Source organism: Eubacterium sp. 1001713B170207_170306_E7 (assembly GCF_015547515.1).
Classification (GTDB): Bacteria; Bacillota; Clostridia; order Eubacteriales; family Eubacteriaceae; genus Eubacterium.
This window is the reverse complement of record NZ_JADMVE010000001.1, coordinates 847,186-865,057: the sequence shown is the minus strand read 5'-3', so window position 1 is coordinate 865,057 and position 17,872 is coordinate 847,186. Positions and strand designations below refer to the sequence as shown.

At 51.0% G+C, this 17,872-nt stretch carries 12 protein-coding genes; 4 read left to right on the top strand and 8 right to left on the bottom strand.

Going from position 1 to position 17,872, the window contains the following annotated elements; translation table 11 throughout:
* Position 1 precedes the first annotated feature (1 nt).
* The 5 genes from I2B62_RS04250 to I2B62_RS04230 form a co-directional block, all read right to left on the bottom strand.
* Complete coding sequence (locus I2B62_RS04250) at positions 2 to 2,383, bottom strand: ABC transporter permease (protein ID WP_195267712.1); 2,382 nt, start codon at positions 2,381 to 2,383, stop codon at positions 2 to 4.
* Between the two features lie 141 nt (positions 2,384 to 2,524).
* The gene (locus tag I2B62_RS04245; protein WP_195267711.1) at positions 2,525 to 3,085 is read right to left on the bottom strand and encodes a hypothetical protein; all 561 of its coding nucleotides are present in this window, start codon (positions 3,083 to 3,085) and stop codon (positions 2,525 to 2,527) included.
* 1,022 nt (positions 3,086 to 4,107) lie between these two features.
* A complete protein-coding gene (locus I2B62_RS04240; RefSeq protein ID WP_195267710.1) occupies positions 4,108 to 4,782 on the bottom strand; it encodes a TIGR03936 family radical SAM-associated protein in 675 nt (224 codons plus the stop codon).
* Positions 4,763 to 6,628 carry a TIGR03960 family B12-binding radical SAM protein gene (locus tag I2B62_RS04235; protein ID WP_243259404.1) on the bottom strand — a complete coding sequence of 622 codons (1,866 nt, stop codon included), beginning with the start codon at positions 6,626 to 6,628 and terminating at the stop codon, positions 4,763 to 4,765. The genes I2B62_RS04240 and I2B62_RS04235 overlap by 20 nt, the downstream gene beginning before the upstream one ends.
* 119 nt (positions 6,629 to 6,747) lie before the next feature.
* Positions 6,748 to 6,978 (bottom strand): alkyl sulfatase dimerization domain-containing protein, encoded by a 231-nt coding sequence (locus tag I2B62_RS04230; RefSeq protein ID WP_347707789.1) that lies wholly within the window; start codon positions 6,976 to 6,978, stop codon positions 6,748 to 6,750.
* A gap of 232 nt (positions 6,979 to 7,210) precedes the next feature.
* Here I2B62_RS04230 and I2B62_RS04225 point away from each other — a divergent pair, with 232 nt between their 5' ends.
* A complete protein-coding gene (locus tag I2B62_RS04225; RefSeq protein ID WP_195267709.1) occupies positions 7,211 to 9,499 on the top strand; it encodes an EAL domain-containing protein in 2,289 nt (762 codons plus the stop codon).
* A 17-nt stretch (positions 9,500 to 9,516) separates the two neighbouring features.
* Positions 9,517 to 11,418 (top strand): extracellular solute-binding protein, encoded by a 1,902-nt coding sequence (locus tag I2B62_RS04220; RefSeq protein WP_347707788.1) that lies wholly within the window; start codon positions 9,517 to 9,519, stop codon positions 11,416 to 11,418.
* A gap of 48 nt (positions 11,419 to 11,466) precedes the next feature.
* On the opposite strand, the gene I2B62_RS04215 is transcribed toward I2B62_RS04220, so the two are convergent.
* The 3 genes from I2B62_RS04215 to I2B62_RS04205 all read right to left on the bottom strand — a co-directional run bounded on the left by I2B62_RS04215 (position 11,467) and on the right by I2B62_RS04205 (position 15,514).
* Complete coding sequence (locus tag I2B62_RS04215; RefSeq protein ID WP_195267708.1) at positions 11,467 to 11,880, bottom strand: DUF2871 domain-containing protein; 414 nt, start codon at positions 11,878 to 11,880, stop codon at positions 11,467 to 11,469.
* A 117-nt stretch (positions 11,881 to 11,997) separates the two neighbouring features.
* Positions 11,998 to 13,806, bottom strand: coding sequence for an ABC transporter ATP-binding protein (locus tag I2B62_RS04210; RefSeq protein ID WP_195267707.1), 1,809 nt, complete (start codon positions 13,804 to 13,806; stop codon positions 11,998 to 12,000).
* Positions 13,793 to 15,514 carry an ABC transporter ATP-binding protein gene (locus I2B62_RS04205; protein WP_195267706.1) on the bottom strand — a complete coding sequence of 574 codons (1,722 nt, stop codon included), beginning with the start codon at positions 15,512 to 15,514 and terminating at the stop codon, positions 13,793 to 13,795. Before I2B62_RS04205 ends, I2B62_RS04210 begins: the two co-directional genes overlap by 14 nt.
* A gap of 251 nt (positions 15,515 to 15,765) precedes the next feature.
* Between I2B62_RS04205 and I2B62_RS04200 the strand changes: the two genes are divergently transcribed.
* Both I2B62_RS04200 and I2B62_RS04195 read left to right on the top strand, forming a co-directional pair.
* Positions 15,766 to 17,331 (top strand): Na+/H+ antiporter NhaC family protein, encoded by a 1,566-nt coding sequence (locus tag I2B62_RS04200; protein WP_195267705.1) that lies wholly within the window; start codon positions 15,766 to 15,768, stop codon positions 17,329 to 17,331.
* A gap of 135 nt (positions 17,332 to 17,466) precedes the next feature.
* Entirely contained in the window at positions 17,467 to 17,688 is a 222-nt protein-coding gene (locus tag I2B62_RS04195; protein ID WP_195267704.1) for a YozE family protein, read from the top strand.
* Positions 17,689 to 17,872 lie beyond the last annotated feature (184 nt).

The following is a 17,872-nucleotide window of genomic DNA, read 5'->3' as shown; positions in this document are numbered from 1 at the left end:
ATTATTCTCCTGTGATATCCCAGATATGTATCCGCTTTATTTTGCCGCAGCCGGTGAAAACAGCGGTCATTACAACGGCTAAAAGCGCGAGCGGACAAAGGATATAAATTTCAAAAAAGTTTCCGCTAAAGCTGATATGGCCGCCGACACCAAAGAGGCTGAACAGGCTGTTCATCATCGGCTCACCAAAAACCCCCGATAAAAGGCTTCCCGCAATGGCTGAGGCCATGAGCACCAGAAAAATCTGTAGTGCCAGACCGTTTCTGATCTGTGAGACGCGGAAACCGCTGCTTCTCATAATGGCAATGCTCTGTTTCTGTTCCAGAATTCTGAGGCGGATAAACAGGGCCGTGATCAGGAAAACAATGAGCGCAATGATCATCAGAACGATCAGAACAATGGTGTTGAGCTGGTCTGCGAATCCGCCGCTGTATTGCGCTGAGTAATCCGCCGGGGTCATAACCTTCAGGTCTTTATGGTTTGCCTTTAACGTATCAATCATGGCCTCATGATCCCCTTCCGGCAGTCTGCCCACAAAATTTACGTTGTAGCCCTGTTTTAAGGAATTATCCGGCCCCAGCCGCAGCACATTCCCAAGGTTCATCCCGCTGTTATACAGGCCTGTGATTATGAAATCCCTTTCTTCCTGGCTGTCTGTCGTGATGCGGATGGTGTTTCCAACGGTTTTTCCGTAACGCGCTGCAATGCTTTCAGTCAAGGCAACTTCGTTTTTCAGCTGCGGTGCTGTTCCGCTTGTGTAGGCGTACTGGTCAAGGGGCCAGGCCATCATGGTTTCACTGACTGTTTCCTTTGTTTTTTCATCATCGGTACTGATTTTAACGGAGGAGATGTATTCACTCTGCACCTCAAGCTCTGGTATATCCTTTTTCAGGGCATCTTCGATTGATCGCCGCAGGGCTTCAATATCTGCGGTATCCATATAGCTGTTGCTGCCGGCAACATAAAAATCGCCACCGCTCATGCCCAGGTAGGTCATCATTTCTGTGCCGGTGATAAAATGCCGCAGATTGAGCGGAATAATCATCACAGCGATACAGAGGACAAAGGTGATGGCCAGAACCGTATAGCTCTTAAAACGTGATATGAGATCATTCAGCGCTATAAATACCACTGGCGGCATTTTTTTTCTGCGGTACAGAGCGCTGCGCCCAACCGGCTTGAAGCGCTCGCCGGTATTGCCCTGGCGGATGGCGTCTACAGGCGAGATCCGGGCAAGCCTTCTCAGGCAGAGCTGGCAGAACAGAAGGGTCAGGCCAACGACCAGCGCGGCTCCAAGGGCAGCCATGAGCAGACCCAGTCTATTTTGAGGCATGATCAGCGATTCAGAGATGCTTTTGGACATATAGCCCGCAAAGGGAATGCTGAGCAGAAAACCGGCTGTCCCTGCCATCAGCGACAGAATAATGTATTTAGAAAGATACAGCCTCCTGATCTGCCGGTTTTTAAAGCCGAGTGCCTTCATAACGCCGATTTCCCGATAGTCATCCTCCACTGCCGAGACAATGGTGAAGCGCAGGATCAGAAAACCGATGGCCGTCAGAAAAATACAGACCAGAAACAGAAAAGCAGCGACCACACCATCCACCGCCATATAGGCAACGCGTACCAGTCCCTTGGTCAGATTTCCCACATCCGGCAGTCCAGCATCGCTATAGCTGGTAAAAAGGTCAATGTCCTTTGTTCCAGGAGCCGTCTGTACCGAGAGCAGGCTTCCCTGTATCTGGCCGCTTTCCTCCGAAAGCTGTTTAAGAACCCTGAAATCAGTATCTGAAACCATAAGCCTCTTAACGCCAACCATTGCGGCGCCCCAGGCAGCATCCTTTGTAAAGGCTGTGATCCGGAAAGCCTTCTCGGTACCGCCGATTTTTATTTTGACCGTATCCCCCATTTCCAGATCGTACTGGCTTTTCAGGTATACTGGAACCGCCATTTCACCGGGGTTCAGTTTGAAAAGAGCGTTCTGCTCATTGAAAACCAGGTTCATATCCTCTGGAATGGTCTGGAGATAGAGCATCATGGAGGAGGCTATCGCCTTATCCGAAGAAGCTCCTGGCAGCAGAAATTCCTCAGGCTTTATACTGACCACCCGGGCATTTTGATAATCTGTGATGACTGGGCTGCTCTCAACCCATTTCTGTATTCTGCCAGTCATTTCCGCTTCACCTTCTATGGGATAATTAATGGTGAAAGCCGCGTCAGATATTTTGGCCGCGTCAAAGAAATAGTCCAGCGCGGTGGCAGTTGTGACCATGAGATTCATGCTTCCGGCTGCCAGCATGGCAGACAATACAATAAAAATCAGCAGCACGCTGTTGGTGGTTTTCTTTTTGCGCAGGTCATTCTTGAAAATTCTGAAAAACAAATTGACACCTCTCTCTTAAGTGATGTCCTTAGTATAAACGGAAAATTGTTAAAAAATCCTAAAGTAAAAAAATATTTCAAAAAATCGAAAACGCCCAAAGCTATTTTAAAAAATAGTCTTGGGCGTTCTCGATAATTTGGATTAGTTTTTCTTACATTTACAGCTCGCCAGGATGGCTTCTTCGTTTCGGGTTTCTCTGGATTCCTGAAGCGGGTTGTGGTAGCCTGCGCCTGGCGCCTTATCCACTGCATCCTCGTCTAAAAGGGGATTGGCATACATTTCTGCCTTTACTTCGCTGGCAGGTTTTTCTTCTGCTGCGGCTTCTGGTGCGACGTCATTGGGATCATTCTTTTTACACTTACAGCTCGCCAGGATGGCTTCTTCGTTTCGGGTTTCTCTGGATTCCTGAAGCGGGTTGTGGTAGCCTGCGCCTGGTGCCTTATCCACTGCATCCTCGTCTAAAAGCGGGTTGGCATACATTTCTGCCTTTACTTCGCTGGCGGGTTTTTCTTCTGCTGCAGCTTCTGGTGCGGCGTCATTGGGATCATTCTTCTTACACTTACAGCTCGCCAGAATGGCTTCTTCGTTTCGGGTTTCTCTGGATTCCTGAAGCGGATTGTGATAGCCTGCGCCTGGTGCCTTGTCAACTGCGTTTTCGTCCAACAATGGGTTTACATACAATTTTTCTTCCTGTGATTTCATTTCTCTTACTCCTTCAACTTTAAAAAATTTTTACGGTAATAAACTTGCCGATTTATTTGTAACTTGTTTTGTTACTGTTTATACTGTAATTATATTTGTTACATATCGTTTTGTCAAGTACTTTTTAAAATATTTTTTAAAAAAGCTGAAAAAAGCCGGAAATAAAAAAAACCGGTCGGTTTCTCCTAGAAACAGGCTCGGTCTCAAAAAATGACTAAGACCAGTTTTACTTCGTTTCGGTGTTTCTGTAAAACTGGTCTTAGCGTTCAGATTCAGTTAGCATGTCTTTTGGACTCACTCCTTTCGAATCTTTAAACCAAATATCAAATGCTGCATTCAGTATCTTTTATCTTTTTTGAATAGTTCCTCAACTTGCGATCCTTACAGTCCTTTACTAGGCTACACGTTCAAAATCCTTTTTGATATGGAACACGTTTATGTAATATCACCTACTCCATGGATTCTTCGACGCTTAAGTCTCTATATGCTATAAGTCGTGTACTCCTCCAGCTTTAGGCTATGTCCCTATCTGATTTTTTACTTATGTACTTTTCAAGCCAGCAAGTGATACCATTAGATTGTTGTTATCTTAGGGTTTATTAAATTCTGAAATTCCATTCGACCATTAACATCTTACTACGATTATTGACTTATTGCATCAACATCTTGTTACGGATATTTTTTGGTTTTCCTTTTTTTCATACTCTTAATAAAAATCTTTTGGGGTTTACTTCTTTTAGGTGTTGATACAACCTATTTTCAATAATCACCATTTTTGATTTTCATTACCAAAGCTGAGCTTCTATTCACTTGTTAAAGACCTTTCAAAGATTACTGATGTTTCTTTGATCTTTGATTTGTCTATATTATACCACGATCTCAGTCTTTGTAAACGGTTTTTTCGTAAACAAAGCGTAACAGTTTTGTAAACGTGCACATTAAAGCAATAAACTAACGCGAAACCCCTTATAACACTGGGTTCCGCGGTTTAGCAGACGTCTTAAACATTCCTGTAAACAGTATCAGGAATTAAGATTCAGCTCTTTTCGGGTCATAACAACGGTTGGATCTATGATAAAGCATGGCTTTACAGACTGGTTAACCGTCTGTAAAACCAGCTCGGGCTTCACGCTCTGCTGCTCAATATATTTAAGCTTAAGCTCCAGCACAGCTGTTTCCTCCTCTATAGAAAGAACCTTGATGTCTTTGATAAAAGGCCGGATGTTCTTAGGTACCAGCTTTCCTTTTTTATTTCTTTTTTCAAGGATCACCTCGTCCAGAGACAAATATGTTTTTAATAATTCATCCAGAGACGCTGCATTGATTCCAGCCGCAAGCATCACCTCGATCCGGTAGCTGCTGTCTGTCAGCGACGCGCTCAGGGAGGCTTTTCCCTGCGGAATCTTCCGGGCCTCAACGACCTTCAGGCCTTTGGGTAATGCGGCGTTCAGCCTTTTGGTAAACGCCATCAGGTCAATATCAGAAGTCAGTACCACATCGCCGTACTCACTGTCGCTCATGAGCCCAACGGACATGGCCAAAGCAAAGGATAGCTTGGGATGCGGGTTAAAACCGTTGGAATGGGCGATATTCAGCCCGGCACGCCGGAAGGCGCGCTGGAACAGACGCTGTTGATCTAAATGTGATATGAAGCGCAGCTCCTCGCCGCGTGTAAATTTAAACCGTATAGTGCTCATGGCATTTCCATCCTTTATTGAATTGCATAACGCCGCAATCGCTGCAGCCCTCGCGGCAATAGGGTGTCCGCGCTTCTTCTGCAGATTTTTCCCATTCTTTCTGCAGAAACGCCTTGGTGACGCCGATATCAATAAAATCCCAGGGCAGCAGTTCCTCAAAGCTTCGGCTGCGCAGAGCGTAAAAATCCGGATCAACGCCTGTTTTCTCAAAAACAGACAACCATTTCTGATGGTCATAGTGCTCCTGCCAGCCGTCAAATTTACAGCCGGCCTCGTGAGCGGCCAGAAGAACCTTGCCTAAACGGCGGTCACCTCTGGCGAACACGGCTTCCAGATAACTCAGGGAGCCGTCGTGCCAGTTATAGGAGATTTTCCGGTCTTTGATCAGGGATTTCAGCATCTTCTGTTTTTCGATGAACTGCCCGCCGGTGTTTTGTCCAAACCACTGGAAGGGTGTAAAAGGCTTGGGCACAAAGCAGGAGGTACTCAATACGATTTTTACAGCCTTATTGCGGTTTTCTCTCGGCACAGCAGCGTATTCGTCCAAAACTTTCTGCCCCAGAGCGGCAATGCCGGCAATATCTTCCGCGGTTTCTGTGGGCAGGCCGATCATAAAATAGAGCTTGATATGGCCCCAGCCGCGTTCAAAGGCGGTGCGGACTGTGCTCAGGAGGTTTTCTTCGGTAACGCCCTTGTTAATGACGTCGCGCATACGCTGGGTACCAGCCTCCGGCGCAAGGGTAATGCCTGTTTTCCGGATTTTCTGGATTTGTTCCAGCATGTCAATGCTCAGGGAATCGATACGGAGGGACGGCAGGGACACGCCAATGCACTGATCCTCGTAGTCGAAAACCAGATCCTCGATAAGTGTTTCGATTTTTGAGTAATCTCCGGAGCTTAGGGATGCCAGAGAGATTTCCTCATAACCGGTGGTTTTGAGCAGTGTTTTGATGCCTTCCTCGATGGTGCTCAGGCCCTTTTCGCGGATCGGGCGGTAAATCATACCGGCCTGACAGAAGCGGCAGCCACGCCCGCAGCCACGGAAGATTTCATAGCTTACCCGGTCGTGGACCGTTTCGGTATAAGGTACGATATAGGTCTCTGGATAATAAGCGCTGTCGAGGTCCTTTATGTAGCGCTTGCGGATTTTTTCCGGCGCTTCCCCAACAACCGGGGTGAAAGCCTTTAAGGTTCCGTCCTCATGGTAAGAGGCCTCGTAAAAAGCCGGAACATAGACGCCCTCGATGGCTGCGGCCTTTTTCAGGAAGTCAATTCGCGCGCCGCCCTCTGCCTTAAAGCTCCGGTAGGCGTCCATGAGCTCCAGAATGGATTCCTCCGCCTCGCCGATGACAAAAATATCCACAAAATCAGCCAGAGGCTCCGGATTGTAGGAGCAGGGGCCGCCCGCCATAATAAAGGGCGTCGCTTCATCCCGGTCCTTTGAGAGCAGGGGGATCCCCCCCAGCTCCAGCATATTGATGAGGTTGGTATAGCTCATCTCATACTGGAGGGTAAAACCCACAAAATCAAATTCGGAAACAGGGTCCATGGATTCCAGCGCGTAAAGGGGAATCTCCCGGCTGCGCAGCTGTTCCTCCATATCAACCCAGGGCGCAAATACGCGCTCACACCAGATATCCTTCTGGTCATTGAGCAGGCTGTACAATATTTTCATCCCCAGATGTGACATCCCCACCTCATAGGTATCGGGAAAAGCAAAGGCGTACCGGATCATACCAGGTGTCAGGTCTTTGTGTACAGCGCCCACCTCATTGCCCTGATAGGTGATCGGCTTGGTGACCAGGGGCAGCACCTTTTTATTAATCATCTCTTTATCGTAATGCATTGTATCCTCTTTAATTTTTTATTTCGTTAGCCTTCCTATCTTACAATAAGTGCAGGTAAAAGTCAAAAGGGAATCCAAAAAGAGCACGGCGCAAAAGTGTGCCGTGCTCCAATCCTGACTCAGGGTTCGACGATATTAAAGAAATATTCAAAGGTCACCATGTGCTCGGTCAGCTTTTTGAGAATGTCCTGGTTCCCTTCGATACTGGTGTTGGCTTTAAGCGCTGTGTCGGTGGTGGTTCCATCCCGAAGCTCCTTAGCGCCGGATAAATAGGCGTTACGCCAGGTTCCGGATTCCGCCTGATAGGCCAGCTGTTCAAGGGCGTCGGCGCAGGGTAAAGATAACGCCACGAGCTTTCTCGTGGCGGAGGCGCATTTTGCTTATCAGAACTCGGATTGATCAACTAAAACAAGAGACCTGTGCAAAGCTGCGTGGGTCTCTTGTTTATTTTTAATTCGGGCGGTATATTTTAAATAAAACCATCGCTATTTCGGACAAATTCTGATATAATATTAAACAAAAACTTGATGTCGACTTCATTTCATAAAAAAAGTACATCATTTATCTACAGGGGGTAGAGTATTGGAGAAATCAAAGGGGCGGCATCCTTTTCTTGAAGCCGTTAAAGGGTACCGTTGGGTTTTTTTGACGCTGATCGGCGTCTGTGTCGTCACCGTTCTTTTTTGCTTTCAATATTACCAGAGGCTGTACTCAACCATTCGTGATGAGAGCAAAACCTATCTTCAGGAAGTTTCATCCCGGATCTGTAAAAATATCGACCTTATTCTGGCCGATAATTTTAACGTTCTGTACACCATGGCGTCGTCACAGGAAGGTAAGGCATATCCCGCTTTTTCCGATATCCAGCCCGTTCTCCAGAGTCAGCGCGCGCACTCAAATTACAAAAGTCTGATGCTCATTGATACCGATGGTAACGCCTTTAATGTGGATGACAGCACAGGTATTTTTTTAAATCTGGACGCCGAGGCCCGGGAAAAGATCCTTGGTAAAAGCGAGATCCTGTCTACGACCCAGATGATCAACAATCAGGAATACATCATCTTTTCGGTGCCGCTGAACGGCCTGAGAGTCGGCGGCCGGGAGATGATTGCCCTGATGGCCAGCTATGACCCGGCGGCCTTTGACCAGGTTCTTTCCATGTCGTCCTTTGGTGAAAAGGCTTACTCACAGCTCATTACCAAATCCGGCACCTCTGTGACCCGGCCCACCTCTAAATACGCCATGCAGACCGGCTATAATATTTTCGCCTCGATCAAAGACGCCAGCTTCGACGATGGGAGCAGCCTGGAAAAATTAAAGGCCGATATCGACGCAGACCGGTCCGACCAGCTGAGCTTTACCGCCGACGGCGTCCACCGGTATATGATCTATACCCCGATCACCCAGGGGGACTGGTATCTCCTGAACTTTGTGCCCGTACAGGTGGTTAACCAGAAATCGGAGGCGCTGCTCAGAAGCACCCTCGTTATCTGCGGCTTTATCAGTCTGGCTTTCCTCTTTTTAATCGCTTTTATCCTGTACACCTTCAACAAACACCGGAAAAAGCTGGAGGAAATCGCTTATGTTGACCGGGTGACCGGCGGTAACACCATTCAGCGGTTTTACGATCTCGCCCGTGGGTTTCTGGAAAAGGCTGAGCCCGGCACCTACGCCGTTGTTTTTACAAATATCGAGAAATTCAAGGTATTAAATGAGCAGTTCGGCCGTAAAAACTGTGACCTGATCCTGCGTCTTTTTGACCAGCACATCCAGTCCCGCCTGTCAGAGGAGGAATGTATGGGGCGCCTCTCAGCAGACAATTTCTGTATCCTGATGCAGTATCAGGACGACGCTTCCCTGCTGTCACGGTTTTCTGAGTGGTATTTTTCGGCCAATGCCAAAATACACGCTGAAAACGCCTCGATGACGCTGCCCGTCACAGAATACGGTATTTATGTGGTCATCGACCCTTCCCTGCCTGTCACTCAGATGATTGACCGCGCCAGGCTGGCGCTGCGCAGTCCGGCCAAGGCCATTGAAAACAAGCTGCATTATTCTTTCTATGACGATGCCACAAGGCAGCAGCTCCTGCGTGAAAAACAGCTGGAGGACATGATGGAGGCCGCCATTCAAAAAAAGGAGTTTCAGGTTTACCTTCAGCCCAAATACCATCTGCCGGAAGAGGTGATCGGCGGGGCCGAGGCCCTTGTCCGCTGGTTTAACACTCCCAGCAAAATGATTTTTCCAGATGAGTTTATTCCGCTTTTTGAAAGAAACGGGTTTATCATACAGCTTGACCTCTACGTGTTCGAGGAGGTCTGCCGCACGCTCCGGAAGTGGCTGGATCATGGCCTGACACCGGTCAAAATATCCATCAACTGTTCCAGAATGCACCTGAAGGACCCCCATTTCCTGAAGCCCTATATTGAGCTGTCGGAAAAATACAGCATTGACCGCAAGTATCTGGAAATTGAGCTGACCGAGAGTATCGTGCTCGAAAATACCGATCAGCTTGCCCAAATCATCGAGACCATCCGGAGCGCCGGTTTTGGCTGCTCCATGGATGACTTTGGCAGCGGCTATTCCTCGCTGAACCTTATCCGCACCATTCCAGTGGACACGCTGAAGCTGGACCGCATCTTTTTCTACGGAAGCGCCGCCCAGTCTACTAAAAGCGAGGCCGTGGTCAAAAACATCATCAGCATGGCCAAGGCGCTCTCCATGGAGGCGGTTGCCGAGGGGATTGAGGAGCGCGCCCAGGTTGAAATGCTGAAAAAGGCCGGCTGCGATTATATTCAGGGGTATGTGTTTGCAAAGCCCATGAGCATAAAGGATTTTGAACGTCTGCTTTTTGGTAAAAATATTGAATAGACAAGGAGGGCACCGCTGTGCAATCTGAAAAAAAAGTGTTTTTTATCCGGGTGTTACTGGTTTTTACCGCCATTGCGCTGCTGCTTTTTCTGGCCTCCTGCAGCGCGCCTGAGAAAACAGAAAACGCCGAGATCCTGTCGCAGAAGGCCGCTGATCCCTCACGGACACAGCTGACCATTCTGGTTAAATACGCCTTTAGCATCAACCGCTTTGAAGAGGCCGTGGAGGCAAAATTCCCGGACATTGATATTGTGCAGGTCGGCAACTATACCCACAGTATGGGCACAGACGAGTACAAAAAAAGGTTAGAGCATGACGACCTGACCGATATTGTTATGACCTGGCCCATGAGCGTGGGCGAAGAATACCTTGAGGACCGCCTTCTGGACCTCTCAGGAATGGCTTTCACCAGCCGGTACAACCTGTCGACGCTCAATGAAATGTCCCAGGACGGCAGCCTCTACTACCTCCCCGGTCCCGCCCAGGTCAGGGGAATTATCTACAATAAAACCCTTTTTCAGGAAAAGGGCTGGAATGTTCCGACGGATTACAGCAGCTTCATCGCGCTCTGCAAAACCATCGAGGACAGCGGTATGCGTTCCATCCAGTTTGGCTTTGAAAATGAGGAGGTCCTGGATACAGCCTTTGTGGGCTACAATTACGGAAATTTTTACAGTAAGCCCCAGGACGCCCAGTGGCTGGACAGCTATAACGCCGGAAACGGGAGCTTTGGCGACCATTTTGGCGCGGCGCTCGATGTATTTAAGGAAATGTGCGACGCGGGTGTATGGAAAAAGAGCGACCTGGATATTTCCTACTCTGACCGGGAGCGCATGCTCACAACCCGCGAATGCGCCATGGTGGAGGATTCGGTTTTAATGGCGAGGATGGCAAGTTCACTGTTGGGCTCCGAGGATGAGTTTGCCCTGATGCCCTTTTTTAATCCCGGCATTGACAACGAATGGGCACGGCTGTACCGGGTCTGCTATATCGGCATGAATAAGCACCTCGCGGAGCCTGAAAATAAAGAAAAGTACGAGTTGGCGCTTAAGCTCATGGATTATATCTCCACCCCGGAAGGCCAGGAGGCCCTGGGCGCGGATACCGGCGCCATGTTCTCGAGTCTCGTTGGTGTGGCGCCGCCGGATGTCCCCGAAATTCAGGCGCTGCTCCCCACCCTCAATCACGGGCGCTACACCACCTTTCCAGAACTGGAAAACGCTCAGCCTGCCCTGCGAAAGGGCTTGAGTGGTCTGCTGCGGGGAGATATGACCAAGGAAGATGTCATTAAAATGGTGGACGCTCAGAATACCTCGCCGCCAGAGGCTGAGGACGAGACGGCCATCGGCACGGCCGACTCGGATTTTACCCTGATTGAGACCGGGAATTTTGTCACCGACGCCATGCGCAGCCAGAGCGGCTGTGATATCGCCCTCTTTCTGGACAACGGAAAGGACGGAAAATACAATGGCAAGGGCATCAGCGCACGCTTTTACAGCGGACCCGTTACCTCGGCCGATGTCCTGCGCATCCTGCCCGACCTCAAGCACGATGAGACCGGTACGCTCTGGAAGGTAAGCATGACCGGCGAAAACCTGATTCAAACGCTGGAATACGCCATTCCTGTGGATAATAACGTGACCGGCTGGTTTTACTACTTTTCCGGCCTCCGGGCCGAGTACGCGCCGTCAGCCGAGCCCGGGCAGCGTATCCGTAAGATCATAACAGACGATGGCCGGGCCATTGACCCGGATCAGATGTACACAGTCGCTGTCATGGATGAAACGGTCCCGGCGGAATTTTTCATTACCTGTGAAAAAACCGGAGATTCCATTGCTGCGGTTGTCGAGCAGGCCATCAGCGGCAGCGGTGCCATTGCCCCGAGCGGAGACGGCCGCTTCACCGTCATTCAGAATTAGGATAAGCAAAAAGGACAGCCGCGTACATTACGCGTGGCTGTCCTTTTTTCAGTCGGCTTTTTTCCTGAGGATTATAAAAAACAAGACGATTCCAACTCCGAGTAAAATATGTCCGATCCCGGCGATACCAGAAATGGATGCGCTCAAGGCGCCGCTGACCGGAATCGACAGCACCTGAATAATCCCCCGCCAGGCCAGTGTTACGGCTGTGATACAGAGGCCGGTGTTGTACAGAATATAAAACGCCTTGAATTTCCTGTCGGTTATAACGTCGGGCAGGTTTTTGACAAACAGCGCCACGATCAGAAAGCCGATCATCCCAAGCACAAAGAGATGCGTGTGGACAAAGCCCAGGTTGGTCTGGCCGGTAAAATGGTTAAATTTTGTAAATTCCCTGTAAAACACACCGCCTGCCATGGCGAGCAGCGCGTAGGTAAAAGCGGTGTTGATCATTTTCTTCATTTTCAGACACTCCTTTCAATATGAACATCGTTCATGATCAATCATAGTGTATCGCCGGACCTTTGTCAAGCAGATACAAAAAGCACAGCGCAAAATTGTGCTGTGCCCTCCGCTTCGTTAATTTTCGATCCCCAGCTGGGTTTTGTACATACGGCAGTAAACGCCGCCCAAAGCCATGAGCTCCTGATGGCTGCCCATCTCAGCGACACGGCCGTTTTCCAGCAGAAGTATCTGGTCTGCGTCACGGATTGTCGAGAGCCGGTGGGCGATCATAAAGGAGGTGCGCCCCTGTGTAAGGCGCCGCATGGCCTCCTGGATGCGCCGTTCGGTACGTGTGTCCACAGAGCTGGTGGCTTCGTCCAGAATCAGGATGGGCGCGTCGGCCAGAATCGCGCGGGCAATGGTGAGGAGCTGGCGCTCGCCCTGGCTCAGGCTTCCCCCGCCGTCGGTGATGACTGTCTGATAGCCCTCGGACAGGCGGCTGATAAACCCGTGAGCCCCTGCGGCCCTTGCGGCTTCGATTACTTCGCTGTCCGCGGCGTCCTCCCGCCCATAGCGGATATTTTCCAAAATGCTCATATGAAACAGGGCCGTATCCTGAAGCACGACGCCAAAGCACCGTCTCAAATCCGCCAGGCGGTAATGCCTCAGGTCGCGGCCGTCTAGCAGAATACGTCCGTCCGTTACATCATAAAACCTTGTCAGCAGGCTGATGATGGTGGTTTTTCCCGCTCCGGTCGCGCCGACAACCGCCACGCGGGTTCCGGCTTTGGCCTCAAAGCTCACATCCTTCAGGATCATCGTATCCGGCGTGTAGCCAAAAAATACATGGTCGAAAGCGATGTCGCCCCTGGGATGGACAATGGGCATTGCGTCCGGAGGGTCTGGCGGCTCTGGGATTTCGTCGAAGATTTCAAAGATCCGCTCAGCGCCGGCCACGGCGGTCTGAAAAACATTGTAAATATTGGCGATTTCATTGAGAGGGCGTGTAAACTGCCTGGAGTACAGCAGAAAGCTCGAGATGGTCCCGATGCTTACCAGCCCCTGGGCGGCCATAACACCGCTGACAATGGAGACCGATATAAAGCTGAGGTTTTTGATCACATTCATGAGCGGCATGAGGTAGCCGGACCAGACCTGGGCTCTGGTGCCCACATCACAGAGCGCGTCGTTGTTTTTCTCAAATTCCGCGATAACAGCTTCCTCCCTGCCATAGGCCTTGACCAGAGCCAGCCCTGAGATGGTCTCCTCGATTTCGCCGTCCAGCCGGCCGAGCGCCGCCTGCTGTTGCTTATACAGCTTTCGGGTAACGCGGGTAACGGTGCGGGTCAGCAAAAAAACCAGAGGCACGACGGCCAGGGCCGCCAGCGTCAGCCAGATATTGAGGGCAAGCATAATGCCAAGCACCCCCACAAAGGTAAAGACCAGCATCATGAGCTGCGCCAGGGAATCGGAAATGGTGGAGCTGATATTGTCGATGTCATTGGTGAGACGGCTCATGAGGTCGCCGTGGGGGCTCCGGTCAAAAAAGGCCAGCGGCAGCTCCTTCATCACGTCAAACAACGCTTTGCGGATATAACAGATCATGCGCTGGGATACCGAGGCCATGACAAAATTCTGCGCGAAACGGACGGCCCAGTCGCCCGTGTAGGTGAGCAGCAGAAAAACGAGGAGCGAAACAGACAGATGGCCGTTGTTGATGCTGTCGATGATTTTTCCGATCAGCAGCGGCGCCAGCATGGCGGAAAGAGAGGCCAGTCCAGATAAAACAAAGACCAGCCACAGGCCCTGGCGGTGGCCTCTGGTCAGGCTCCAGAGCCGGGACAGCGTTCCCTTCATGTTTTGGGGCTTAACCACCTCGGCCATCCTGTGTTTGCCGGGTGAGCGCCGGGCTGGCGGCAGTCCTGCGGGATTAGCGGCGGGCATGTTCATCATCTCCTATCTGGGATTTATAAATTTCCCGGTAGACCGGGCTCTCTGCCATGAGCGTTTCATGGCTGCCGAGTCCGGAGACACGGCCCTCGTCCATACAGAGGATTTTATCCGCCCGCATGACCGAGGCGATACGCTGGCTGATGAGGATCACGGTGGCGCCCCTGGCGTATTCCCGGATCCGGCTCATGACTGCCGCCTCAGTGGTGGCGTCAAGGGCACTGGTGCTGTCGTCCATTATCAAAACCGCGGGGCGGCGGATCAGGGCCCGCGCGATGGAAAGCCGCTGCCGCTGCCCGCCGGACAGGTTCACCCCGCCCTGTCCCAGAACCGTGTCGCAGCCCTTGGGAAAGCTGCTGATAAATTCATCGGCGCAGGCGGCATGGGCGGCGGCATCCAGGGTTTTATCGTCCGCGTCCGGATCGCCCCATTTTAAATTCTCCCGGATGGTGCCGGAAAACAGCAGGGCTTTCTGAGGTACCATGCCAATGAGGGCCCGCAGCTCCGCGGTTTTGAGGCTGCGCACATCCCTGCCGCCCACCAGCACCCGCCCTCCGGCAGCGTCATAAAACCTTGGAATCAGGCTGACCAGTGTGGACTTGCCGGAGCCGGTAGCCCCGATGATGCCCAAAACCTGCCCGCTGTCCAGACTGAAGGATACGTCCTCCAGCGCCTTCTCAGGCGAATGGCTGTAGGAGAAGGAAACATGCTCAAAGGCAACACTGCCGCCGGCCGCGGCGGACATGGGCGTTTCCGGCTCGGACATGGCCGGCCTTTCGGAGAGCACCTCCTGGACACGCTCGGCCGAGGCGGTGGCCCGTACCATGGTATTGAGGATATTGGAAACCATGGACAGGGCAAACAGCACCTGGGTCATATAATTGACCGAGGCCATGAGCTTCCCCACATCCTGATGTCCTCCGGTACCCCCCAGCCACAGCAGCACCACAATCCCAATGTTGACAGTCAGGTTGATCAGTGGGCCAAACACCGCGCTCACACGGGTGGCTGAGACGCCGGCCCCTGCCAGTTCTTCGGCGGCGGTGGCAAAGCGGCTGGTTTCATAGGCTTCTCTGCCAAAGGACTTGACCACTCTGATGGCGCTCAGAAACTCACGGCTTACACTGTTCAGACGGTCCAGCCTGCGCTGGAGCCGTACAAACCTCGGATAGCCGAAGCGCATATTTCCCAGGATAAGCAGCGTCGAAACCACCAGGATGATCAGAATCATCGGGGTCTGTCTGGGCGTTTGGGTAATGATGAGGAGGATGGCGCCAATGCAGGTGATGGGCGCTTTGACCAGTATGCGCATGGTACCGTTAATGAAATTCTGTATCTGGGTGACGTCGTTGGTAATGCGGGTGATCAGAGACGCGGGATGAAGCCGGTCGATGTTTTCAAAGGAAAAGGACTGGATTTTCCGGTACAGCTCTGAGCGGAGCTCTTTCCCGATCTGCTGGGAGGTGCGGACCGAAAGGTTGTTCCGGATGACCGCGCCTGCCGCGCCCACAAAAGCCACCCCCAGCATAATGGCGCCAAAATAGAGCACGGTGCCCACGTCCTGGTTTTTTACCCCGTCGTCCACAATGTGAGACATGAGCGTGGGCTGCAGAAGATCACTGAGGGACTCGACCGTCAGAAAAAAGATGGCGGTGAGAAACAGCCCAAGGTGTTCTTTGATTTTTGTTAGGATCAGCTTCATGGTAATTCCTGCCTTTTAATTTCAGATGTCTCTATTGTAGCATAAAAAAAGCGTCAAGCGGGTAAAAGCAAATCCGTTATTCCGCTTTTCAAAGCATTTTTATGTTTGTAACAGGCGCAGCTTTATTGATTGCAAAAATTTTTTGAGCCCTAAAAGACCATATTCTATTTATTTCCTTTAATTTGCATTAATTTTGTGTTAAAATTGGCTTGTTTGTGGAAGCAAATATAAAAAAATAAGGAGGAGTATTTATGGAAACAATCGATGTTGGTTTCTTATCGCTGTTACCACCGATCATCGCGATCGTTCTGGCGTTATGCACCAAAGAAGTTATTTCATCGTTGTTAATCGGAATACTTTCAGGGGGACTTATCTACGCGTTAAACACAGGCGGCGGCATCATCGAGATGAGCAGCGTAGCCTTTGGCGTTACTGCTGAGACCGTTGGTTCGCCTGGCAAGTTTAACATCATTCTCTTTTTGGCCCTGCTGGGGGCGCTGGTTTATGTGGTCACCATGGCCGGGGGCTCAAAAGCCTACGGGAACTGGGCCTCAACCAAGCTGAAAAGCAAAAGAAGCGCACAGCTGGCAACCAGCTTTCTGGGAATGCTGATTTTCATCGACGACTACTTCAACTGCTTAACGGTCGGTACGGTTATGAAACCCGTTACGGACAAGTACAATGTATCCCGTGCAAAGCTGGCCTACATCATCGACGCCACCGCGGCGCCGGTCTGCATTATCGCCCCGATTTCAAGCTGGGCGGCAGCGGTTGGATCAACCTTGTATGAAACCGGAGCCTTCACCAATGAATTACAGGCATTCTTCGCGACCATCCCATACAATCTTTACGCTATTTTATCCATTATCATGGTACTGGCGCTGGCCGCAACCAATCTGGAATTCGGGCCCATGGCCAAGGAAGAATACAAAGCTGAGAAAGAAGGTGACCTGGGCGCTGTCGCGGACGATATGGAGAGCAACCAGGAGGTCTCCGACAAAGGAACCGTCTGGGATCTGATCATCCCCATCGGCGCGCTGATTGTGTTCTCAATCATTTCCATGCTGTGGAACGGCGGCTACTGGGCCGGCGAAGGCCTGAGCATCGGCGAAGCCTTTGGGAACTGCGACGCTTCTGCAGCCCTGGTACTGGGCGGCTTCTGGGCGCTCGTCGTAACCTTCCTGCTGTTTATCCCGAGAAAGCTTGTGACCTTTAAGGAATTCATGGGCGGCATCGGCGAAGGCGTTAAGAGCATGGTGCCGGCTTACATTATCCTGACACTGGCATGGACCATCGGTTCCTTATGCCAGGATTACCTGGGTACCGGTATCTACGTTGGCCAGCTGGTAGAAGCCAGCCACCTGCCAATGGGCCTGATTCCGGCCATCGTATTCCTGGTGGCTGCCGGCCTGTCCTTCTCGATCGGTACTGCCTGGGGAACCTTTGGGATTTTTATCCCAATCGTCGTATTCATCTGTCAGGCATCCGCACCGGAGCTGATGGTCGTTACCCTGTCCGCCACGCTGGCAGGCTCTGTTTTCGGTGATCACTGCTCGCCGATCTCTGATACCACCATCCTGTCTTCTACCGGCGCGGGCTGCGACCATATTAAGCATGTGGCCACTCAGATGCCCTATGCCTGCCTGGTAGCGGCGTGCTGCTTTGTCGGCTACATTGTCGCCGGGTTCTCATACGGCAACATTGCCCTGACACTCGGCACTGGCATCATTCTGCTGGGCGTTACCCTGTTCGTGCTTCACCGTCTTTCCAGCAGAAAGCTGGACAGAACCGACGTGACTGCGGAACCGGAGGTTTAAAACCAGTCTTTAAACCCTATGGAGAAGCCAGAGCTTTCTGCTCTGACTTCTCCATTTTTTTACCCTTAATAAAAGGATTTTTTCAAGCAAGACGTTTACAGATATGTTATAATAAAGAAAAAAGGGGGCTTGAAAATGGGCGAAAAAATATTATTTAAAGAGTGGCTCTGTGCCAGATACTCCGGTGACGCGTCATATTTTGGTGATCTTGCAAAGGATGTAGCCGGGGATAAAAGCTTTCCGGACGACGGCTCAGCCGATGATTTTATCAGCTATATTGAGAGCCAGGGCGCCAGTGAGGAAGCTTTGAAGGTGATGAGCGACGCCTACGCGCTTTTTACTAAGGGAGACAACTAAACCAAACAGAACCTGTCTTTTAAAGACGGGTTTATTTTTTTGCCCGGAGCACAGCGCAAAAATGTGCCGTGCTCCCCTGCCGCCTGCGCCGCAGCCGGATGTTCCTGCCCATGTCCCTCATTGAGCGTCTTGCTCAGAGCGGTCAAGGGTATGACCCGAAAAAGCCCGCAGGGCGGTTTTATCT

What these genes read in the sequence shown, in the direction of transcription:
- I2B62_RS04245 (WP_195267711.1), bottom strand. Translation starts at nt 3,085, where the DNA reads ATGAAATCACAGGAAGAAAAATTGTATGTAAACCCATTGTTGGACGAA.
- I2B62_RS04240 (WP_195267710.1), bottom strand. Translation starts at nt 4,782, where the DNA reads ATGAGCACTATACGGTTTAAATTTACACGCGGCGAGGAGCTGCGCTTC.
- I2B62_RS04235 (WP_243259404.1), bottom strand. Translation starts at nt 6,628, where the DNA reads ATGCATTACGATAAAGAGATGATTAATAAAAAGGTGCTGCCCCTGGTC.
- I2B62_RS04215 (WP_195267708.1), bottom strand. Translation starts at nt 11,880, where the DNA reads ATGAAGAAAATGATCAACACCGCTTTTACCTACGCGCTGCTCGCCATG.
- I2B62_RS04210 (WP_195267707.1), bottom strand. Translation starts at nt 13,806, where the DNA reads ATGCCCGCCGCTAATCCCGCAGGACTGCCGCCAGCCCGGCGCTCACCC.
- I2B62_RS04205 (WP_195267706.1), bottom strand. Translation starts at nt 15,514, where the DNA reads ATGAAGCTGATCCTAACAAAAATCAAAGAACACCTTGGGCTGTTTCTC.
- I2B62_RS04200 (WP_195267705.1), top strand. Translation starts at nt 15,766, where the DNA reads ATGGAAACAATCGATGTTGGTTTCTTATCGCTGTTACCACCGATCATC.
- I2B62_RS04195 (WP_195267704.1), top strand. Translation starts at nt 17,467, where the DNA reads ATGGGCGAAAAAATATTATTTAAAGAGTGGCTCTGTGCCAGATACTCC.